Origin of the sequence: Pseudomonas sp. TTU2014-080ASC, assembly GCF_001446935.1 — a bacterium.
Classification (GTDB): domain Bacteria; phylum Pseudomonadota; class Gammaproteobacteria; order Pseudomonadales; family Pseudomonadaceae; genus Aquipseudomonas.
In genome coordinates this window covers 72,701-93,576 of record NZ_LKKK01000002.1, presented here as the reverse complement: position 1 = coordinate 93,576, position 20,876 = coordinate 72,701, and the positions used below count along the sequence as shown (strand labels likewise).

17 protein-coding genes are annotated in these 20,876 nt (G+C 58.2%); 11 read left to right on the top strand and 6 right to left on the bottom strand.

The genetic code is table 11. The annotated features are described in order from the left end of the window. Nucleotides 1-10 precede the first annotated feature (10 nt). From flgK to AO726_RS05975, 4 genes are all read left to right on the top strand, one after another. Nucleotides 11-1,378 carry a flagellar hook-associated protein FlgK gene (gene flgK / locus AO726_RS05990; RefSeq protein WP_058067170.1) on the top strand — a complete coding sequence of 456 codons (1,368 nt, stop codon included), beginning with the start codon at nucleotides 11-13 and terminating at the stop codon, nucleotides 1,376-1,378. Between the two features lie 29 nt (nucleotides 1,379-1,407). Next, complete coding sequence (gene flgL / locus AO726_RS05985; protein WP_058067959.1) at nucleotides 1,408-2,322, top strand: flagellar hook-associated protein FlgL; 915 nt, start codon at nucleotides 1,408-1,410, stop codon at nucleotides 2,320-2,322. A 15-nt stretch (nucleotides 2,323-2,337) separates the two neighbouring features. Further along, nucleotides 2,338-3,369, top strand: a complete 1,032-nt coding sequence (locus tag AO726_RS05980) for a hypothetical protein (RefSeq protein ID WP_058067958.1) — start codon at nucleotides 2,338-2,340, stop codon at nucleotides 3,367-3,369. A 74-nt stretch (nucleotides 3,370-3,443) separates the two neighbouring features. After that, nucleotides 3,444-4,046, top strand: a complete 603-nt coding sequence (locus AO726_RS05975) for a response regulator transcription factor (RefSeq protein WP_058067169.1) — start codon at nucleotides 3,444-3,446, stop codon at nucleotides 4,044-4,046. A gap of 8 nt (nucleotides 4,047-4,054) precedes the next feature. Here AO726_RS05975 and AO726_RS05970 read toward each other — a convergent pair whose 3' ends face one another. The 3 genes from AO726_RS05970 to AO726_RS05960 form a co-directional block, all read right to left on the bottom strand. After that, nucleotides 4,055-5,539, bottom strand: coding sequence for a M20 family peptidase (locus AO726_RS05970; RefSeq protein ID WP_058067168.1), 1,485 nt, complete (start codon nucleotides 5,537-5,539; stop codon nucleotides 4,055-4,057). 139 nt (nucleotides 5,540-5,678) lie between these two features. Continuing rightward, complete coding sequence (locus AO726_RS05965) at nucleotides 5,679-7,196, bottom strand: methyl-accepting chemotaxis protein (protein WP_058067167.1); 1,518 nt, start codon at nucleotides 7,194-7,196, stop codon at nucleotides 5,679-5,681. A 77-nt stretch (nucleotides 7,197-7,273) separates the two neighbouring features. Next, nucleotides 7,274-7,846: a DUF6436 domain-containing protein gene (locus AO726_RS05960; RefSeq protein ID WP_058067166.1), complete on the bottom strand. Its 573-nt coding sequence runs from the start codon at nucleotides 7,844-7,846 to the stop codon at nucleotides 7,274-7,276. A 121-nt stretch (nucleotides 7,847-7,967) separates the two neighbouring features. Between AO726_RS05960 and AO726_RS05955 the strand changes: the two genes are divergently transcribed. After that, nucleotides 7,968-8,900 (top strand): alpha/beta hydrolase, encoded by a 933-nt coding sequence (locus tag AO726_RS05955; RefSeq protein ID WP_058067165.1) that lies wholly within the window; start codon nucleotides 7,968-7,970, stop codon nucleotides 8,898-8,900. A 9-nt stretch (nucleotides 8,901-8,909) separates the two neighbouring features. On the opposite strand, the gene AO726_RS05950 is transcribed toward AO726_RS05955, so the two are convergent. After that, on the bottom strand, nucleotides 8,910-9,677 hold the full coding sequence (locus tag AO726_RS05950) for a DUF2059 domain-containing protein (RefSeq protein WP_058067164.1): 768 nt from the start codon (nucleotides 9,675-9,677) through the stop codon (nucleotides 8,910-8,912). An 84-nt stretch (nucleotides 9,678-9,761) separates the two neighbouring features. On the opposite strand from AO726_RS05950, the gene AO726_RS05945 reads away from it, so the two are divergent. The 6 genes from AO726_RS05945 (at nucleotide 9,762) to AO726_RS05920 (ending at nucleotide 17,864) form a co-directional block, all read left to right on the top strand. Further along, nucleotides 9,762-10,382: a 2OG-Fe(II) oxygenase gene (locus tag AO726_RS05945; protein WP_058067957.1), complete on the top strand. Its 621-nt coding sequence runs from the start codon at nucleotides 9,762-9,764 to the stop codon at nucleotides 10,380-10,382. 203 nt (nucleotides 10,383-10,585) lie between these two features. Beyond that, nucleotides 10,586-11,896, top strand: coding sequence for a lysine N(6)-hydroxylase/L-ornithine N(5)-oxygenase family protein (locus AO726_RS05940; protein WP_058067163.1), 1,311 nt, complete (start codon nucleotides 10,586-10,588; stop codon nucleotides 11,894-11,896). 12 nt (nucleotides 11,897-11,908) lie between these two features. After that, nucleotides 11,909-13,159, top strand: coding sequence for an MFS transporter (locus tag AO726_RS05935; protein ID WP_152987249.1), 1,251 nt, complete (start codon nucleotides 11,909-11,911; stop codon nucleotides 13,157-13,159). Further along, nucleotides 13,152-13,721 (top strand): GNAT family N-acetyltransferase, encoded by a 570-nt coding sequence (locus AO726_RS05930; protein ID WP_058067161.1) that lies wholly within the window; start codon nucleotides 13,152-13,154, stop codon nucleotides 13,719-13,721. The genes AO726_RS05935 and AO726_RS05930 overlap by 8 nt, the downstream gene beginning before the upstream one ends. Nucleotides 13,722-13,729: 8 nt before the next feature. After that, entirely contained in the window at nucleotides 13,730-15,562 is a 1,833-nt protein-coding gene (locus tag AO726_RS05925; RefSeq protein WP_058067160.1) for an IucA/IucC family protein, read from the top strand. A 139-nt stretch (nucleotides 15,563-15,701) separates the two neighbouring features. Further along, a complete protein-coding gene (locus AO726_RS05920) occupies nucleotides 15,702-17,864 on the top strand; it encodes a TonB-dependent siderophore receptor (RefSeq protein ID WP_058067159.1) in 2,163 nt (720 codons plus the stop codon). Between the two features lie 109 nt (nucleotides 17,865-17,973). On the opposite strand, the gene AO726_RS05915 is transcribed toward AO726_RS05920, so the two are convergent. After that, a complete protein-coding gene (locus AO726_RS05915) occupies nucleotides 17,974-18,867 on the bottom strand; it encodes an ABC transporter substrate-binding protein (protein WP_241492078.1) in 894 nt (297 codons plus the stop codon). After that, entirely contained in the window at nucleotides 18,864-20,876 is a 2,013-nt protein-coding gene (gene fhuB, locus AO726_RS05910) for a Fe(3+)-hydroxamate ABC transporter permease FhuB (protein ID WP_058067157.1), read from the bottom strand. Before fhuB ends, AO726_RS05915 begins: the two co-directional genes overlap by 4 nt.

Genomic DNA, 20,876 nt, shown 5'->3' with positions numbered 1-20,876 from the left:
AGATCCCGTTGTGAGCATCCTCAGTCAGATCGCCTATAGCGGTGTGCGAGCCAACCAGGTGGCGCTGTCCAGCACTGGGCAGAACATTGCCAACGTCAACACACCGGGCTTCAGCCGTCTGCAAACCCTGACTGCGTCCCTTTCCGGGCAGGGCGGACTGAGTGTGGGTGGCGGTGTGGAAGTCATCAGCATCCGCCGCATGACCAACGAATTCCATAGCCAGCAGCTCTGGCGTGCGACCACTGAAAGTGAGTACTACAGCACTGCCCAACAGTACCTGACCGCGCTGGAAACCCTGATGGCCGGAGATGGCTCCAGCATCAGCATTGGTCTGGATCAGTTGTTCTCTGCCCTCAGCGAAGCCAGTGCGACGCCCAACTCGATTGCCCTGCGCCAACAGGTCATCAGCGAAGCGGGTAACCTCGCTCAGCGCTTCAACGTGCTCAACGGCAACATCGACGGGCAGATCAAAGCTCTGCAAGAGCAGCGTGTGGCGATGGCCACGCAGGTTAACGGCCTGACCGAAAACATCGCCATGCTCAACAAGAAAATTGTTGAGACCGAGTCGGTCAAAGGCGATACCACTGCTCTGCGCGATCATCGCGAAAGCCTGATCGGCGAACTGAGCCAGTTCGTCAAAGTCCGCGTTAATGAAACCCCGGACGGCTCGCTGACTGTCGCCATGGCCAATGGTCAGCCTCTGGTCGCCGGCCCGACTTCCGGTCAACTGGCGGTATCACCGACCGCGTCCGGTGAGCAGGAAATCAGCCTGACGTTTGCCGGTACCAGCTTCAAGGTGCGCATGGACAGCTTCAGCGGAGCTTTCGGCGGCCTGTATGACGTTGAATACCAGAGCCTGCGCCCTAATCAGCAGGCCCTGCATACGATGGCCGCGGGCTTGGAGCAGATGTTTAATGCCACCCTGGCCGGCGGTTTTGACCTGACCGGCAACAGCGGACAAGCGCTGCTGCGTTACGACTCCAGCAGCACCACCGCGATGCTTTCCATCGAAGCACTGACACCGGAACAACTGGCGTTCTCGTCTATGCCGGGTGAAGCCGGCAACAACGAAGTGCTGCTTAATCTGCTGGCGCTGAAGAACCGCACCATCACCCTGAATGGCAGCCAGGTTAGCCTCAACGATGCCTACGCTGGTTTGCTTGGCCGCGTAGCCAGTGACAGCCGCCAGAACCAGGCTGATCTCAAGTCTGCGACCACTGTGACCCAGCAGGCACAGGCCCAGCGCGACAGCGTCAGCGCGGTGAATCTGGATGAAGAAGCGGTCAACCTGATGACCTATCAGCAGGCCTATCAGGCCAACATGAAAGTCATCACCACCGCCAACCAACTTTTTGAAGACATGCTGGCCGCGTTCTGACGCGCGCCACCACCGAGATACGACTCATGATGCGGATAACCAACGCGCAGATCACAGCGATGATGCACAACTCGATGAATACCAATTCAGCCGAGCTGGGCAAACTCATGCAGCAGATGGCTACAGGTCAACGCATCATGGTGCCTTCGGATGATCCGATTGCCAGCGTGCGTATCTTGCGCGTGGAGCGTGAGCAGTCGGCTCTTGAGCAGTACAACAAAAACATCGCTAACGTCTCCGGCAGCCTGTCGACACAAGAGATCAACCTGAACTCCACCTCCGACGCTATGCTCAGCGTGCGTGACCTGTTGTTGTGGGCATCCAACGGCTCCAACACCGGTGAAGATCTGGCCTCCATCGCAGGTGAGTTGAGTGTTCTGGAGAGCACCATCTTCAGCTTTGCCAATGCCCGAGATGAAGAAGGCCGTTATCTGTTCTCCGGCACGCTCAGTGACACGCCGGCGATCACTTATGATGACGCCACACAGACCTACAGCATGACCGGTAATGACAAGCCCCGGCAGGCAGCGGTGGCCAATGGTGTACTGGTCGAAGAAAACGTCACGATCAGGGCGATCTATGGCAACAATGCCGATATTCTCAATCAGCTCCACGAACTGATTGCGACCATGAGAACACCGGGCATTCAGTCGTCTGATCCGGTCTTGCAACAGCGCCTGTCTGACATGATCGATGAGCTGGACGCCGGCCATGGCCGCCTTGCCGGCACCATTACCGAATTGGGTGGACGCCAGAACGCATTGTCTTTGCTCAAGGAAAGCAATGAGGATGTATCACTGGTTAACCAGAAAATCGCCGGCGAATTGTCCGAGCTGGATTACGCCGCGGCTACGATCGACCTCAACAACTATCAGCTGGCCCTGAGTGCGACGCAAAAGACCTACCTGAAGATCAACGACATGTCGCTGTTCAACCTGCTGTAAGGAACGCACAAGGTGATTAAGGTCGATAAGCAGCTGCCGGCTACGAGCGCCATTGACGCTCAACCCCGGCGCGCCTCAGTGGCTCAGGGCGGCATCCAGCGCAGCGTTCGCGCCGAGCCGGTTAGCACGCCCTTGGTGCAGCCGTATAACAACCGCCAGAACGCCTCCTTCAGCCTGCAACTGAATCAGCAGCTGACCTCCATGCAGAGTGCAGACGGCTACCTCAGCGAGCTGGAAATGCGCCTGGGGCAGCTTAAGTTGCGCCTGAGCCGTGATCTGGGCAATGCCCACTCCAGCCCGGCCGCCCGCGAAGAGCTGGAAGCGGAAATGCAGGTGGTGCGCGAGCTGCTCGCCGAGCGCAGTCAGCGCAGTGGTCAGGCGCTGGATGCGCGCCTGCGCTTATCCCTGAATGAGCCGGTGCGCAGCCGCTTCAGCCTGCAAGGGCTGGACTCCATTGAGCGGATACAGCAAGCCGGTAAAGAAACCCTGCTGTTTACCGCTGGCCGCAAACTCAATGAGCCATTGGCGGTGGTGCTGGACGAAGGCCTGAGTGAGCAGCAGATTCTGCGTCGCTTTAACAACGGTCTCAGCCCGGCAGGCCTACGCGCAGAGCTGGATGTGGGCGGCGAACTGAAGTTCACCGCCCGTGAAAACGACTGGCTGGCGATCAAAGACGAGCTGCGGGTGCGCGGTGAAGGCAAGTTGGCCCAGGCAACGTCCGGGCTGGTTAACAGTGAAGAAGAACAGTTGCTGCGTCTGCCTGCGGCAAATCAGCTGGAAGGTGCGCGCGATCTGCGTCGTGTGCTTGATCAGGTGGTGACCTCGCTGGACCGCATCAGTGCTCTGCGTGAGCAGATCAGTCAGCGTCAGAGTGAGGTTCAGGCATTCCTTGCGCGTAATACCGGGCAGGATGAGCAGCAATGGGCCCGAGAATTTACCGGTGAGGTATTCCGCCTGCTGCGCAGCAACAATTTTGCTGCGTTGTCACAGACGGTAGTGGCACAATCCACCATCAGTCGCTACACGGTGGTCAGTCTGCTGTCCTGAAGTCTGTGCGGCATGACCTGACAGCCTGATGGATTGCGTGAGCGCCACAATTTCCGATCAGAAGATACCTGCCAATGACGATGTCCAAGGGCAAAGTCTTTCTCATTGATGATGAAGATTTCATTCTGCATGTACATGCAGAGCTGCTGCGCTCTGCGGGATTGCAGGTGAGTAGCTTCAGTTCCTCCGCTGATTTTTTGCAGCGTTATACCCCAGCACCCGATCACTGCATTCTCTCCGACCTGCGCATGCCCGAAATCGATGGGCTGAGCTTGCAAGCCCATCTGACGGAGAGCGGCGTTGAGACTCCGCTTATCTTCATTACCGGCCATGCCGATGTGCCGACTGCAGTCGAAGCCATGCGCCGGGGTGCCTTCGATTATGTGGAAAAGCCGGTGCACGGTGAGCATCTGCTGGAGCGCGTCGGCGCGGCCCTGCAGCTGAGCCGCGAACGCTACGAGCAGCGCCTGCAACGCGAAAGCCGTGAGGCGCGCCTGGCCTTGCTGACACCGCAGGAGCGCAAGATTGCCTTGTGGGTGGTTGAGGGCCGCTCCAGCCGCGAAATTGCCGAGCTGGCCGGGATCAGCCCGCGTACCGTTGAAAACCACCGGGCGCGCATCATGGACAAACTCAGCGTCACCTCGGTGGTGGAAATGGTCCGCCTGCTGATTGAGTAAGCCGCCGCTTACTCCGTCAAATTCTGCAGCAGCCGATAGTAAAAGCCGCTGGCGTTGGCCAGATTCTCGACTGATACGCGTTCGTTGGTGGCGTGCATGCGCCCCAGATCTTCCTTCTCCATCAGCAGCGGGCTGAAGCGGAATACGTTCTGTGTCAGCGGCTCGTAATAACGTGCATCTGTGGCACCTACGGTGAGATTGGGGCTGACCAGGGTGTTGCTGAAACTCTGGCGGATGATCCCGGCAAAGCGCTTATAGGTTTCACCGTTGATATCGGAAACCGCCGACGGATTGCGCGCCGCTGGCAGCATCTTGATCTGCACCTGATCGTCGTTGATTGTGTTGCGAACATGCGCCATCACCTGATCCAGATTGTCACGCGGATGAATGCGGATATTCACGGTGGCACGGGCGCTGGGCGCGAGCACATTGTCTTTTACGCCGGCGCGTAGCATGGTCGGTGCAATCGATGTTTGCATCTGCGCCGCGCCGGTCGGGGTGGCAGCCAGCTGATCTGCCACTAACGGTCCGAACAGCCAGAGGTTGGCAAATATCATCCGGTACGGGAACGACTGTGCCGGTGTGACGCTTTCCAGCAGCGCACCGGTCGGGCCATCAAAATCACGTTTGAAAGGCGTTTCGGACAGGCGCTGCAAAGCCCGGCTGAGACGGCCCACCGCGGTTTCATTAAAGGCCGGAGGCTGTGACGAGTGCCCGCCTGCTGCACTGGTTTGCAGAATCAGGCTGAGATAGCCCTTCTCTGCGACGCCAACAACGGCGACATCCTGCTTAACTCCGGGAATCTGTCCGCGTACGACAAACCCACCTTCATCGCTGACCCAGGCCAGTCGCGTGCCCTGCTTTTGCAGGTACGCGGCAATGCGTTTGTTGCCTTGCAGACCACCGATTTCTTCGTCGTGGCCGAACGCCAGGAACACATCACGCTGCGGCTGAAAGCCCTGACTGATCAGGGTTTCCACCGCCTCCAGCATGGCCACCATGGAGCCTTTGCTGTCGATGGCACCCCGCCCCCAAATAAAGCCTTCGGCGATCTCACCTGAAAACGGCGGATAGCTCCAGTCTTTCTCGGTGCCCGGCGTAACTGGCACCACGTCACTGTGCGCCATTAGCAAACCGGGCGGCAGCTGACGATCCTTGCCCGGCCAGCGCAGCAGGATGCTCGGCGCGCGTACCTGCTCGCGCACGGTGGTGGCGACTACCTGTGGATAGCGCTCCTGCAACCAGGCTTCAAGTTCGCGGAAAGCCTTGTCGCTGGCAGCCTGTTGCGCGGCTGGTGCGCCGACCTGATGGGATATGGTCTGCAGGCGAATCGCGGCGGAGAGGCTCTGCGCGGCACGTTGGGCGTCCAAACCGTCAGGCAAGGCCACTGGGTTTGCGTTGAATTCGGCAGCAGGCTGCGCAAAGGTGCGTGCAAGAACCACCACAAGCAGGATCAGAACGGCTGATAACAGCACCAGTAGCAAGCGCTTCATGCGGGCTCCGTCTTATTGATTGAATTAGCCGGCGGCTAGCATCGATCAAATCTGACGGCAGCGAAAGCCTGCTTCCAGGTATTGATAGGGGATGATTCACAACGCCGGGCCTGCTGGGCGCAGACCCGGCGTCAGAGGCTTAGCGGCTGACGCGGAAGCGATGGGTCAGTTGAGCCAGGCGCTGGGCCAGTTGGCTGAGGCGCTGGCCTTCCTGACTCAGTGCAGCGGCTTCGGTGAGGTTCAGTTCAGCCACGTGCTGCACACCGCTGATGTGCTGGCTGATTTCGTTACTGACGATGGCTTGTTCCTGGGTCGCATTGGCGATCAGTTCGTTCATCTGGCTGATTGAGCGGATATCTTCTGCCAACTCAGTGAGCAGGCCAGCGGTATTTTCGCTGTCGTTGACGCAGCCGGCGACAATGTTGCGGCTGTCGACCATCGCTGCGGCCACTTGCTGGCTGCTTTGCTGGAGTCTGCTGATGATGCCTTGGATCTCAGAGGTTGAACTGGCGGTTTTTTGCGCCAGGCTGCGCACCTCATCTGCCACCACGGCAAAGCCTCTGCCCTGCTCACCGGCACGGGCGGCCTCAATAGCGGCATTGAGCGCCAGCAGGTTGGTCTGTTCGGCGATGGCGCGAATGACCAGCAGCACTTTGCCAATCTCTTCAGACTGAACAACCAGTGCCTGAACTTCAGCATCAGTAGTGTCGATCTGTGTCGCCAGACGGCTGATTTCGCTGCCGACATGATTGACTGAGAGGCTGCTGTCACAGGCATGCTTAGCGGCCGCCTGAGTGGCATCCGCAGCGCTGTGGGCATGTTCGGCAACCCCGTCGATGGCCGCACTCATCTCCAGCATCGCGGAACTCATGTGATTGATTTCACCGAGCTGCTGGTCTGCACCACTGCGCATTTCGGCTGTGGCCGTGGCCAGCTTCTGCCCCAGCTCTTGCAGGCTCTGGGTGTTTTGCAGCGCTGCGCCGACCAACTCGTCGAGTACAGCAAGGAACTGATTGAAACGCTGACTGACGGCGCCCTCTGCTTCGCTGCGGGCGCTTAAGTCAACCGAGTCGCTTTGGCTGAGGGCTGCGGCCACTTCCATCAGTGCCGAGCTTTCGCGGGCCTCGGTCTGGGTTTCGCGGGCCAGATAGATCAGGATCACGCTCTCCAGCACCACATAAAACGCATGCAGGAAAATCGTCGGCCAGGAGCCTTCGCTGACCACGCTGACATCAAAACCCTGGGTTTGCAGGGCAAAGAAGCTCAGGTGATGCACCGCAATGACGGCAGCAGCCACCACAATCGGCAGCCAGTCACGGTAGTACAGCAGGAATGCCAGCAGCACAAAGATGCCGAAGTGCATTTCGATCATGCCACTGGCCTGGTTGATGTGCAGGGCCGACATCACCATAAAGCCTGCCGCAATGGCGCAGCGCAGTAGGCGCTCACCGGCGATCAGCTGCTGCAGTGCAGTCATCACCAGCGCAGTGCCTCCGCCGACGATCAGGGCCTGCATCCAGGTGTCATGCCAGGCGGCCAGACCTAGCGCATAGAAAAACATCAGCCACAACACAATCAGCATGATGCGGTCGGCTTTTTGGTAGTGCAGCTGAAGGGTTGAAAGCGGTGCGGCTGTGGAAAGGTTGTTGCTTTGCATTGGGACAGTGTCTAAGTGTGTGGCCGTAGCGACATGAGTGGCGTGCTAATCCATAACCGAGTGGCGGGAGCTGAAGTTCAGTCGCCCGACCATTGGCAGAAACAACCAACAGCTAGGTTGTTGCTGGCGCTCACGGTGCGTCCTTCCACCAGAGCAGTGAGAATAGGTTCGACAAAGCTGTTGCTGGAGCTGCAGACAGTGCCTTCGCTATAAGGGCCCAGGTAGGCCAGCTGGTCATTACGGTCCCAGATGGCAACTGCTGGGCTGGCGGGAATCTGATCTGTGCCGGTAAACGCAGCCAGGTGTTTCAGTGCGGCCAGATTCTGGGGCAGAAGACCTTGTGTTCCGGGTTTTTGCACCGCATAAAACTCAACATCCTGGCCGCTGAAGCGCTCAAGCAGCTCGCCGAGGTGCTGTTGATTACCCACATTGCACGGGCATTTCGGATCCCAGAAGTGAATGAAATGAATTTTGCCTGAACCGGCCAGCTCTTCCGGTAGTCTGAGAGTATCTCCGCTGAACAGCGTGGTCTGATCGGTAAAGCTGCGCATATAGCGAGCCTCGTACCACCAGTAGGCTGCCACCATAGTGACAATCCAGGCGAGCAGCAGGATGAAGACCAGAAGGATATTGCGTGGGCGGGGATTCATAACGGACCATCTTCAGACAAGCGTTAAGCTTGCCATGGCTGACGATTTAGCTAAATAACCCTAATCTGCGCAGTGCGCGCGTGCACGGAGCCTTTTTTGCCCTGGAGCTGGTGGAATCCCTATGCCTGAGCCGTTTCAACCTGAATCGCTGATCTCTGCTCTGCGACCCTTGGCCGCAGCCAGTCATCTGACAGCTGCTGAGCAAGGCTATCGGCGCTTCTATGGCTTCCGTGAAAACGTGGCCCGCACCAGTCGTATGGGGCAGATTCAGGCCGGGGACTATCAGATCGCCGTGCAGGCCTGGTGGCCTGAAGAACCCCGCGCTACGTTGATTGTGCTGCACGGCTATTACGATCACGGTGGGCTGTACCGGCATGTGGTGGAGTGGGCGTTGGCACTGGGCTTTGCCGTGCTGAGTTTCGACTTGCCCGGTCATGGCCTATCCAGCGGTCCTCGCGCCAGCATTAATGACTTTGCCGAATATCAGACCGTTTTGCAGGCTGTGTTGGCGCAGGCGGGCGAGCTGCAGCTACCGCGTCCATGGCACCTGTTCGGGCAGAGCACCGGCGGAGCGATTCTGATCGACTACCTGCTTAACGGCGAGCCAGCCGAAAACGTCGGCGAAACCATCCTGATGGCTCCGCTGGTGCGGCCCCGCGCCTGGAACTGGTCGAAGCTCAGCTACCACGTCATGCGCAATTTTGTCAGCGAGATTCCCCGGCGTTTCAGCGTCAATTCAACCGATTCCGCCTTCATCGACTTTGTCCACAACCACGACCCGCTGCAGCCGCGCATGCTGCCTACTGCCTGGGTGGGCGCACTGAGCCGTTGGGTGCCACGTATCGAGTCAGCTGGGCGCAGCCAGCGCAGGCCGCTGATAGTTCAGGGGGAGCAGGATATGACGGTGGCCTGGCAGCACAACCTGGAGGTGTTGCAGGATAAGTTCGCTAAGCCTGAGATTTTGCGCCTGAGCGAGGCTCGCCACCATTTGTCCAATGAGCTGCCGGAGTTTCGCGAGCGTTTCTTCGGTTTTCTCAGTGAACACCTGCGCTAAAGCGCAAGATCAGATGCCGGTTGGTGCCGGAGCCAAGCTGGCAGCGCTTTGCCCTACCGCTAAGCCACTGCGCAGTGCCGCCAAGGCGGCCTGATAGTAGGCCTGACCGTCCGGGGACTGGACGAAGCTGACGAACTCTTCCAGCTCGGCATCACTCAGGTCGCGGTAGACAAACAGCAGGGTGTTATCCAGATCCGCATTCATCTGTTCAACCAAACGCTGACGCTGGCTGTTGAGCAGCATGTGGGTGCTGTCGCCACCGAGCAGGCCCGGCAGCATCTGGCTCAGGCTGTCGGCAGCAATGCCAGCCAGGGCCAGGCTGACTTCGGCTCCGGCCTGGCTCGCGGGTAGGGCCTGAGCCAAGTGGCGAATTTGCAGGCGGCGCGTGGCATCTGCCTCGATGCGTGGCAGGCCGTTGGCATAGCGCGCCAATTGATCACGGCGAGTGGCCGTCAGCTCGGCGCTGACGATCTTGCGTCCCAGTGGTGATTCAAAAAACTGCAGCGCTGCTGTTGGGTTGCTCAGGTTGTCGCGCAGGCCCTGCTGCACGCGCTGATCGACAGCGCTGGGATTGAAGCGCTGGTTGCTGTTATTCACCAGGGCCTGAAACACGGCAGGCGGCAGGCTGCTGCGGTAGCGCTCCTGCGCGCTTTGCAGGGCCTCACTGAAGTGGGTGCGTTGTTGTGGCCAACCGGCAGCCTGATACAGGCGCAGAACATCGTCGGCCCAGGCAGGCAGACTGAGCAGGAGGGTCAGGGCAAGAGTGATGGCACGCATTGGGGACTCCACTGAGGAACCATTATTTTCCGGGGTGAACACGTGCTTGTCGAGGTGGCAGGTGGCACTGATAAAATCGGCAGTATGACAAATTCCCCGTGCACCACTCTGCCTCGCATTATTGACGACCTTGCTGAGCAAGGCTGGTCAGTATTACCCCAGTTTATTCCACAAACTCTGACCCTGCAGTTAGCGAAAGAGTGCCGTGATCGGGCAAAAAAGGGCGCTTTAAACCCGGCTGGTGTGGGGCGTGGCAATCAGCAGCAGGTGCTCGAAGGGGTGCGTGGTGATCATATCCAGTGGCTTGAGCCCGGTCAGTCCAGCGTCACCGATGAGTTTTTAGACCGGCTGGAGGCCTTACGTTGCGAGCTTAACCAGAGCCTGTATCTGGGGCTGGAAGACTTCGAAGGACACTTCGCCCTGTATCCGCCGGGCTCGTTCTACAAGCGCCATGTGGACCGTTTCCGCGATGATGACCGGCGTACGGTGACGGCTGTGTTGTACCTAAACCCGGACTGGCAAGACGAAGACGGTGGCGCGCTACGCCTGTATTTGGATGGCGATAAGCCTCTGGATGTGCTGCCTGAAGCGGGTACGTTAGTGGTGTTTATGTCCGCCGATCTGCATCACGAAGTGCTGTTAACCCAGCGCGAACGCCTTTCTCTGACGGGATGGTTCCGTCGTCGTAGTGATGTGCTGCTATAGCAGCGACCTGTCTCGCGGAAGCTTCCTTGGTCAGAACTGCCTGCATCTAGCACGGTAGAGCCATTCCTTTACTGAGAAAATCCCGAAAGCTGACCGTTTGGCAGAGAGATGAGAGTCGGTCGCGCTTTTTGTTGACAATGATTTTCATTTAGCTTTAGCGTGTAATGCACCTGCTCTAGTGCTGCACAAGGACGCGCTTTGTCATGTACGACTTCATTGCTATTGGTTTGGGCCCGTTTAATCTCAGTCTCGCTTGCATGGCTGAGCCTGTGGAAAACCTCAACTGCTTATTCCTGGATAAAAAAACGGAGTTCAGTTGGCACCCAGGCATGTTGTTAGATGGCACCACGCTGCAAAACCCCTTCATGGCTGACATGGTCACTCTGGCCGATCCCACAAGCCGCTACACCTACCTCAACTACGCCAAGCAACACGGGCGCCTGTATCGCTACTTCATCCGCGAAAACTGGTACCTCGACCGCCACGAGTTCAACCGCTACTGCCAGTGGGTTGCCGCGCAACTGAGCAACGTGCGCTTTGCTCATGAGGTGCAGGACATCAGCTATGACGAACAGGAACAGGTCTATCAGGTGTGTGGTGTGCATGCGCAAACCGGTACGCCGTTCGCCTATCAGGCTCGCAAGCTGGTGATTGGCATTGGCAGCCTGCCCCGCTTCCCCGGCGTATTCAGTCAACCGGCCGATGCTGCCAAGGCGATTCACAGCGGTTTTTATCTGGAGCACAAAGCTCAGCTGCAACGCTGTAAGAACGTCACGGTTATTGGCAGCGGCCAGAGCGGCGCGGAAATTTTCTACGATCTGCTGCAAGGCTCGGCCGAGCATGGTTACAGCCTGAACTGGGTGACCCGCTCGGACCGCTTCTTCCAGATGGAAACCGCCAAGCTGACCCTAGAACTGCTGACACCGGAATATGCTGAGTATTTTTATGGCCTGCCTGAGGCGCAAAAAGCCTCAACCCTAAGCAGCCAGCAAGGGGTGTTCAAGGGAATCAATCAGTCGCTGATTTCCAAAATTTACGACAGCTTGGATGAGCGCAGCCTGCATAAGCTGCCGCCGGTCAAACTGTTGAGCAACCTCGGCCTGCAAAGCGCAGAACAGCGTGATGACGGACAGTGGGCGCTGCGCATGAAGCACCAGAAGCTCGGTAACGAGTTCGAGCATGTCACCGATGGGTTGATCTTTGCCACCGGGTACGGCTACCAGTTGCCGGGGTTCATTGAGGGCATTCGTGAGCGTATTCGCTGGGATGCGCAGGGCTGCTATCAGGCGTCACGAACCTGGGCTGTGGACCATCAGGAGCGTGAGATTTACGTACAGAATGTCGGCCTGCAAAGCCATGGCATGGCGAACCCGGACTTGGGGTTGGCCTGCTACCGCAACGGCCGTCTGCTGCATCAACTGACGGGTGTTGATCATTACCCTTGCGACCCACGGATTGCCTTTCAGGAGTTCAGCCCGCGCGTGGGTGACGGCTTTACTGCGTTGGCCAGTTAGGGCAGAGCTACTGTGAGTCTACGAACCGCCATCCTGATCATGTCGGCCTTCGGCGTGATCAGCGATTCGATCTTGATCGCCTTTTATCCACAGTTCTTCGAAGCCCGCTACGGCCTGACCAATGCCGTTCACACCGGAGCCTATATCGCGGCAATTTCAATTGCGGTGATGTGCATGTTGCCGGTGTGGGCGTATGTAGCGCGCTACGTGGAAACCATGCACTTGGTGGTCTACACCCAGTTCGCTGCCGGAGTTCTGTGCCTGCTGGCGATCTGGGCACCGACCGCGCTGATGTTCTGGGTGCTGACCATGCTGATGTACATGGTCAAGGCCAGCTACCTGCTGATGTTCCCGTATCTGATGCGGCTGGAGAAGGCCGACAATCACGCTGTGGTCATCGGCCTGCTGTCGGTAATCATCCACATTGCCGGGATCTTCGGCGCGGCCGTGGGTGGGCTCAGCCTGCAGCGTCAGGGGCCGGAGTTCTGCCTGCTGCTGATGGCTGCCGGTGACTTCATTCAGATGTTGTTGTGCCTGTATCTGATCCGCAGCGGCAAAGTGGTGAAGGTGATCGACCGGGATGAAGATAACCGCGCCAAAGTAGTCCCCAAACGCTCCCGCGTGGCACTGGTAAAACTGATGCAGCTGAGCCTGCTGATGCTGCTGTTTGATTTCAGTGCTTACCTGATCCGTCCGTTCTTTACCCTGTTTTGGGAGAACACCACTCAGATTAGCAACCAGATGCTGACCGGCTTTGTGTTCGCCATTCCCGGTGTCGTGGCGCTGTTCGCTCTGTTGCTCAAACGGCGTTGGCTTAACCCGCCGTGGTGGGTTGAACACAGCCAGTTCAATTTGCTGCTGGCGGCAGTCGGCATGCTGCTGCAGGCCACGCCGTCGATGTGGCTGATTTTGCTGGGCCGCGTCCTGTACGGCTGGGCCATTTTCCAGCTGTTGGTAAAGCTGGAGGTAACGCTGTTCAAGGTCAGCACACCGGAGTCCTACGCTCGGGATTTCAGCGTGGCCAACTTTTTCCAGAATTTCGGGGTGCTGCTGTCGTCATTCGGCGCAGGTTATGTGGTGAGTCTGCTGGGTATTCCCATGACCTTTGTGATTGCCGCAGTGGGCATGCTGCTGACCCTGATGTTTGATCGCTGCGTGTTTGATCTGGACCGCCAACAGCCGCTGAGTGAGCAGGCTGAGCTGCACTCAGTAGACAGCGCTTCACCATTGCTTGCCGCGCAAGGAGGCGCAGGTCATGACTGAACTGATTTATCCGGCCCGCCAGCGCCCGGCGCTGAACCCCGATCTGGCCCTGCGCGATCTCAATCTGGATACCGATATCGCCATTCTGCATCCCTGGTATCAGATGGATTACGCCCACTTCTGGAACATGCAGAACATGACGCCGGAAGCCACCCGGGCGTTTTATGCGGATGCATTGGCCAGCGGTGCCATGCGCGCTTACATGGGCTTTTATCGGGGCGAGCCAGCGTTTGTGGTGGAGCGCTACGAGCCGCGTCTGGATGAAGTCTCGACGCGTTACGAGGTGGCCGATGGCGATGTCGGCATGCACTTCTTCGTTGCGCCCAGCAGCGCCCCGATCCGCAATTTCACCCGCGATGTGCTGCGGGTGGTGATGGCTTTCATGTTCGATCACTGCCAGGCCAAGCGCGTGGTGGTGGAGCCGGATATCCGTAATACCAAGGTGCACCGCCTCAATCATCAGGTCGGATTTGTCGACAGTGCGGTTATTCAACTGTCGTGGAAAACCGCCCAGCTGTCGTTCTGCACCGCCAGCGATTTTGCTCAAACACTTGAAGGATAGAGACTCAGATGACGTCTTCACGCATGGATCAGCCCAATTCTGTCGTCAGCCACCTGGACCCTGAGGTGTGGGCCAGGGTTAACCGCCACCTGGTGCGTAAGGCCATTGCCGAGTATTCCCACGAACAACTCTTCACCCCAGAGCGTATCGGTGCGTCCGCCCGTGAAGGCTGGGCGCGTTATCAGCTGCCAGCCAATACCGAGAACTGCCGCTACCTGTTCGAAGCCAAACAGATGGAGCTGCGTAACTGGTGGGTGAGTGCCGACAGTATCGTCCGCGAGCTGGATGGCAAGGCCGAGCAAGAGCTGGATGCGCTGACTTTTGTCATCGACTTCAAACGCACACTCGGTGTACCTGCGGACAAGCTGCCGATCTATCTGGATGAGATCAGCAGCACTCTGTTCGGCGCGGCTTACAAGATCAGTCGCAATTATCTGACCAGTGCACAACTGGCCGATGCTGAGTATCAGCAATTCGAAGTCAGCATGACTGAAGGCCATCCGGGCTTTGTCGCCAATAACGGCCGCCTCGGCTTTGATGCGTTCGATTATCAGGCTTTTGCACCGGAAGCTGGCTCGCCCTTCTCGGTGATCTGGCTGGCGGTGCACACCAGCAATGCGCACTTTGCGTCGATTCCGGGCCTGGACCATCAGCGTCTGATGGATGAAGAGCTGGGCCGCGAGCAAGTTGCCCGCTTTCATCAGCAAATAAAGGATCTGGGTGTTGATCCGGCCGACTACATTTTTATGCCGACTCACCCGTGGCAGTGGTTCAGCAAGCTGAGCATCATGTTCAGCGCCGATGTGGCCAACCGTAAGATCATCGCGCTGGGGCGCAGTGAAGATCAATACCTGGCCCAGCAGTCGGTACGCACTTACTTCAATATTTCCCAACCGCATAAGCGCTATGTGAAGACTTCCCTGTCGGTCCTCAACATGGGCTTTATGCGCGGCCTGTCGCCCTATTACATGGCTGGCACTCCGGCGATCAATGCCTACCTGTACGAGCTGATTGAGAGTGATCCGGTGCTGCGTGATTACGGTTTCCGCATCCTCCGTGAAGTGGCGTCAGTTGGTTATCGCAACCGCTATTACGAAGCCGCGCTGGAAAGCGACAGCCCGTACAAGAAGATGCTCTCGGCTCTGTGGAGGGAAAACCCGCTGGGTCAGCTGGAGGCGGATGAGCGTCTGATGAGCATGACCGCTCTGCTGCATACGGACCCGGATGGTGCCGCCCTGCTGCCGGAGTTGATGCGCCGCTCCGGGTTGGAACCCGTGCAGTGGATGCGTCAGTACCTCAAGGCCTTCCTGCAACCGCTGGTGCATTGCTTCTATGCGCACTCGCTGGTGTTTATGCCCCACGGCGAGAACCTGATTCTGGTGCTGAAGGATCACGTGCCGGTGCGCGTGTTTATGAAGGACATCGCCGAAGAGTCAGCCATCCTCGACAAAGACGCGAAGATGCCGCAAGGCCTTGAGCGCCTGGCTGTGGATGTGCCGGAAAACTACAAGCTGCTCGGCATCTTCATCGACGTATTCGATGGGGTATTCCGCCATATGAGCCAGTTACTCGAAGAGCACGGTTGCATGAGTGAGCAGCTTTACTGGCGCACGGTGGCCGAGTCGGTGTTGGAGTACCAGCGTGCCCATCCTGAGCTGCAGCAGCGCTTCGACACGTACGACTTCTTCGCCCCGGACTTCCTGCATTCGTGCCTGAACCGCCTGCAACTGCGCAACAACTTGCAGATGGTCGACCTGGCCAACCCGGCTGGCAGCACCATTCTGGCTGATCCGCTGCCCAACCCGCTGGCACCTTACGCGCCCGCCCGGGCAGGTCAGTAAATACCTGTTACAGCGGCAGGTTGAGCCTGCCGTTATTTCGTCTGCCGCAGCCGAAAGGCCACAGCAGACATGATGGAAAGAACCGCTGCGTAAATAGGGCGCAGCACCATGGATTGACCCACAAGCCGAAGTTACTCACATGAAAATAACGACTAAGCATGGCCGTCTGACACCGCTCAATGCTGCATCCAGCCCCTGTGCCCTGATCCTTGCGCTGGGCATTATCGCTCCACAAGCTTGGGCTGAAGAGCCACCGGTAGTGGCTGCCGGGGAAACCTTGTCCCTTGAAGGCGCCAACATTGTGGGCAAGGAGTCTCCTGCACCTACAGTCACTGAACGGGGCGATTCCTACACCATCGAGTCGAGCAATACAGCGACCAAGCTGGATCTGGCCCCACGGCAGACACCGCAGACCATCGTTACGGTGACCAACCAGCAGATGAAAGACTTTAACCTGACCAATGTGAACAACACGTTGGATGCGGCAGGCGTGAATGTGCAGCGTGTTGAAACCAACCGGACCTATTTCACGGTACGGGGTTTAGACGTATCTAACTTCCAGGTCGATGGGGTTGGCCTGCCATTTAGCTCTGAAGAGCAAATGGGCGATATCGACACTGTGTTATACGACCATATCGACGTACTTAAAGGGGCCAACGGCCTACTCTCCAACCCAGGCAATCCATCTGCGACCGTCAACTTTGTGCGCAAGCGCCCGACTCAGGAGTTCCAGGCTTCTGCCAAGTTCGGTTATGGCTCGTGGGATACCCGTCGTAGTGAGTTTGATCTGTCGGGCGCATTGAATGAAGCCGGAACCGTCCGCGGTCGTTTTATTGCGATGGATGAGGACGGCAATTCGTACCTGGATCGTTACTCGAATACCAAGAATGTATTCGGCGGCATCCTTGAATTTGACCTCAATGACAGCAACACCTTGACCGTCGGCCACTCGCAACAGCGCAACCGTCCTAATGGCATCATGTGGGGAGCGGTCAATCTCTATAACAGCGATGGTTCCAAGCATCATTTCAGCCGCAGTCACAGCACCGCGCCGGACTGGAGCTATTGGGATACCGACGACAAACAGACCTTTGTTGAGCTAGCCAGTGACTTGGGCAATGGCTGGCAGAGCAAGGCTACGCTGAATTACAACGAGACGACGGGCGACGGCAAAATGTTCATGACCAAGGGACTGCCGCCCGCCACAGAAACGCCTTACGCGTCTCAGTTTGCCCGTGCAGAACGGCAAATCCTGGCGGACTTCTACGTCAAAGGCCCCTTTGAGCTGTTGGGACGCAACCATGAAGTGGTTGTAGGCACCAACTGGGCTAAGGATGACGTGCATTGGACCTCAAGGGATGCGTTCTCCACTGAGTTCTTGCCGCCGAACTTCAATGGCGATTACCCAGAGCCTAATTTTGGTGCGGTTACCAGTGGTGCTGACTTCATCAACTACCGTCGTGGGTTCTATGGTGCTACGACGTTAAGTCTGACCGATGAGTTGAAGCTGGTTGCCGGGGCCAACTGGACCAAAATGACCAGCTCAGGGAATCAGACCGGCGATGTGCATGACTATGAGAAATCTAAGGTCAGCCCTTATTACGGCCTTGTGTACGACTTCCACCCCAACTATTCGGCATACATCAGTTATACCGAAATCTTCAATCCGCAGTTCAAGATCGACGTTAATGGCGGCCTGCTTGATCCGGTTGAGGGTGACAGCATCGAAGGTGGGATCAAGGGCGAGTGGTTCGACAAGCGCCTGAATGCCAGCTTCTCGCTGTTCCGCACCAAGCAGGATAACTACGGCGAGTATGCCGACTGGATTGGCGGCATGAGCCGCTACAGAGGCATTGATATTAAGTCTGAAGGCTATGAATTGACGGTGGCGGGCGAGTTGCTCACCGGCTGGCAAGTCAATGCGGGTTGGACCCATTTGTTCTCCCTGACAAACAAGGACGGCAGCGCGGCGCGGACTTACACGCCGCAGAACTTCGTATACCTCAGCACCAGTTATAAGGTGCCGCAGGTTCAGGGCTTGAAGGTCGGCGGCAGTATGAACTGGCAGAGCGATATCTACCGCGAGCAGGGCAAGACCGCCAGCGGGCAGGAGATTATCAGCAAGCAGGATTCGTACGCGGTGTTTAACGCAATGGCCAGTTATGACATTGACGAGAACTGGAACGTCGCGCTTAACGTTAATAACCTGTTCAACGAGAAATACCTGACCAGCCTGTACTGGGATCAGTCCTATTACGCCGCGCCGCGTAACACCATGGCGACCGTGACCTGGAAGTATTGATCTCCGCCCACTGCGGTTGAGGGAATCAAAGGCGGCGACATCTGCGGATGTCGTCGCCTTTTTATTGCTGTTATTCGCGACTGAAGCCGCGAATAACTAGGGGGCTGATCTAATGTCCGGTATCCGCCGGCAATTGCATCAGGGCCTCGCTAATGGCCGCGGCCAGATTCTCAATGCAGAAAATGCCGCCGTGGGTCCACACTGGTTTCATCTCAGCCAAGTGCCCTTTGCGTACAAATGGCATGCCCTGCCACAGTGCGGTGCTGAAAACCCGCTCCTGTTGAGTAAATGGGCCGATGTACAACACCACACCAGCGTTGATCTGGCCCAAATCGGTCACTGGCTTCTGCAATGCTCCCCAGCGGCTTTTTTCCACCGCCAATGCCGGACTCAACCCGAGGCGCTGCAAGGCGTGCTCCGGCATGGAGTTCGGGCCCATGACATACACCACGGTCGGTGAGGCAAAGCGAATAACGGTGACGTTCGGCGGCTGGCCATTGAAGTGCTGCAATAACTGCTGGCGCAGCAGCAAAAGGTGCTGGTCCATCCGCAGCAGCTCATCCTCTGCTTTTATTGTCCGTCCGACTTGCATGGCCAAACTGAGCAGATTGCTGCGTTGCAGAACCTGATTGTCCTGCTCCTGAGTGAAATCCTGATAGCTGATCACCGGTGCGATTTTTTCCAGCTTGTAGCGGATGTCTTCAAGTAGCGGGGTGATCAGAATCAGCTCGGGGCTCAGCTGCGCTAGAAGCTCCAGGTTCGGCTCAGTGCGGGTGCCGACATTGGGCACACTGGTCGGCAGTGGCGGGTGCACGACCCATTCCCGATACACCTGCGCATCGGCCACGCCAACTGGCAGCACATTAAGCTTTAGCAGATGTTCGGTCATCTCCCAGCTCAGGGACACGATGCGTGGAGCTGTTTCCGCTTTAGCCAGGCTCCATGGCAACACGGTGGCGGCGAGCATGGCCTGTGTGAATGAGCGGCGGGTTAGATGGCTCATGTGCGGCGGGCCCTGATCAGCAGGAGGACGAAATACAGCCCGCAGACCACCGATGCAACCAGCCCGACCGGAATTTGCAGAGGGAAGATCAGGTTTCGCCCGAGCCAATCCGCCAGCACCATCAACAGACCGCCAAGGGCCATGGACAACCACAGTTGTGGAACCACCTTGCGTGCGCCCAGCATGGCCGCCATATGCGGTGCCAGCAGCCCAACGAAAGCCGTGGGGCCGAGCAGGCTGGTGACCCAGGCGCACAGCAGTGAAGCCAATAGCAACAGCAGCATGCGTGCGCGCCTCAGGTTCAGGCCACGGCTCAGGGCTACGCCGTCATCAATCGAAATCAGGGTAATAGCGCGTTGCAGCAACAGGCTCAGGGTGCTCAGGACAACCACTCCGGCGAGCAGCCACAGCGCTTGTGTGCCACTGATGCGATACGTCGAGCCGGACAGCCAGCCGAGCAGTGCCAGTGCATCGGATGAGCCTTTGCTCAACACGAACTGCAAGGCTGTCGTTAGCAAGGCGCTAAGCGCTACACCGATCAGCACCATCACCGCCGGTGCGTATTGGTGGCGACGGCCCAGAAGCAGCAAAACGGCCAGTACGGTGAGGCTGCCGGCAAACGCAGCGAGTGGTGCGAACAGCCAGAATAGCGAGCTGCCAAACAGAATCAGGGTCGTCAGCACAGCCAGTGACGCGCCGGCGGTCAGGCCGAGCAGGTCCGGGCTGGCCAGCGGGTTGCGTAGCAGACGCTGCAGCAGCAGGCCGGACACCGCCAGGCCACAACCGGCACTGGCTGCGGCCAGTACACGTGGCCAGCGCAATGACCACATCGGTTCAGCCGGCCAGGCCAGCTCCCAACCTTGTAACGTGCGACTCAGGCATAGACTGACCAACGCCAATAGCAGCAGCGCAGCAATAATCATCAGCACGTTGTGAGGTGCCAGTTGAGTCGCTCCGGCAGGCAGTTGCAGTGCGCCCTGATCTTTGGCGGCCAGTTGCCGGCGAGAAAGCCACAGCAGCGCCGGAGCACCAATCAGAGCAGTGGTTGCGCCGGTTGGCACCAGCTCGAACAGCCAGCTGTTGAGGATCACCGCCAAGGCGTCGCTGCCAAGCAGCAGCAACATACCCAGCAGCAGGCTGTAGCAAAGCTCGTCCCGCGCCGTACGGGCACCGAGCCAGCGCGCCAGGTTCGGTGCAATCAGGCCAATAAATCCGATCATGCCCACCGCAGTGATGACCACCGAGCTGAGCCACACCGCCAGCAGAAACAGCACAAACAATACTGGTAGCAGGTTCATGCCACGGCCTTGCGCGGCCTGCCCGCCCAGCTGCAGCAAGGTCAGCGCGCGGGGTGCCAGAAGCAAGGTGAGCAGACCAACTAACAGGCGCGGCCACAGCCATTGCACCCAGCCCCAGTCGATCTGGGTCAGATCACCTGCTCCCCAGACAAACAGGCCGCGGCTCTGCTCATGGAAAATCAGCATGATCGCCCCGGCAATCGCCCCGAGCAGCAGGTTCAACGCCATTCCCGCCAGCACCAGCGGCAGGCCGGAAAGGCCGCCGCGGCCGACAATCAGCAACACCAGCGCAATCGCCCCCAGTGCGCCGCCTAAGGCTGCCCACTCACCATGCTCAGCTGCGAATTGCGGTGCCACTGTGCCCACTACCAGCAGGCTCAGCCAGGCACCGGAGGAAGCGCCGATGGTCATGGGCGATACCAGTCGGTTCTGCGTCATCTGTTGCAGCAGACTGCCCGCCAGCCCAAGTGCAGCACCGACCAGAAGCGCTACAGCAGTACGTGGCAACACGGCCAAGTGGTAATGCAGTGCTGTGAAATCCCCGCTGTCTGGTGTGAACAGCAGTCGCCACTGCTGCGTTAGGGGCAAATGGGTACCGAGATTGATATGCAGCAGTACAAGCGCAGCACCCAGCAGCAATGTCAGACTGTAACGTTGCCACAGGCGGCGTTGGCTCTGGGCGAGATTGAAGGAGGCGGTTTGTGCGGACAT

Coding starts and splice junctions, on each gene's coding strand:
- flgL (WP_058067959.1), top strand. CDS start 1,408: ATGCGGATAACCAACGCGCAGATCACAGCGATGATGCACAACTCGATG.
- AO726_RS05975 (WP_058067169.1), top strand. CDS start 3,444: ATGACGATGTCCAAGGGCAAAGTCTTTCTCATTGATGATGAAGATTTC.
- AO726_RS05970 (WP_058067168.1), bottom strand. CDS start 5,539: ATGAAGCGCTTGCTACTGGTGCTGTTATCAGCCGTTCTGATCCTGCTT.
- AO726_RS05965 (WP_058067167.1), bottom strand. CDS start 7,196: ATGCAAAGCAACAACCTTTCCACAGCCGCACCGCTTTCAACCCTTCAG.
- AO726_RS05960 (WP_058067166.1), bottom strand. CDS start 7,846: ATGAATCCCCGCCCACGCAATATCCTTCTGGTCTTCATCCTGCTGCTC.
- AO726_RS05955 (WP_058067165.1), top strand. CDS start 7,968: ATGCCTGAGCCGTTTCAACCTGAATCGCTGATCTCTGCTCTGCGACCC.
- AO726_RS05950 (WP_058067164.1), bottom strand. CDS start 9,677: ATGCGTGCCATCACTCTTGCCCTGACCCTCCTGCTCAGTCTGCCTGCC.
- AO726_RS05945 (WP_058067957.1), top strand. CDS start 9,762: ATGACAAATTCCCCGTGCACCACTCTGCCTCGCATTATTGACGACCTT.
- AO726_RS05940 (WP_058067163.1), top strand. CDS start 10,586: ATGTACGACTTCATTGCTATTGGTTTGGGCCCGTTTAATCTCAGTCTC.
- AO726_RS05930 (WP_058067161.1), top strand. CDS start 13,152: ATGACTGAACTGATTTATCCGGCCCGCCAGCGCCCGGCGCTGAACCCC.
- AO726_RS05925 (WP_058067160.1), top strand. CDS start 13,730: ATGACGTCTTCACGCATGGATCAGCCCAATTCTGTCGTCAGCCACCTG.
- AO726_RS05920 (WP_058067159.1), top strand. CDS start 15,702: ATGAAAATAACGACTAAGCATGGCCGTCTGACACCGCTCAATGCTGCA.
- AO726_RS05915 (WP_241492078.1), bottom strand. CDS start 18,867: ATGAGCCATCTAACCCGCCGCTCATTCACACAGGCCATGCTCGCCGCC.
- fhuB (WP_058067157.1), bottom strand. CDS start 20,876: ATGTCCGCACAAACCGCCTCCTTCAATCTCGCCCAGAGCCAACGCCGC.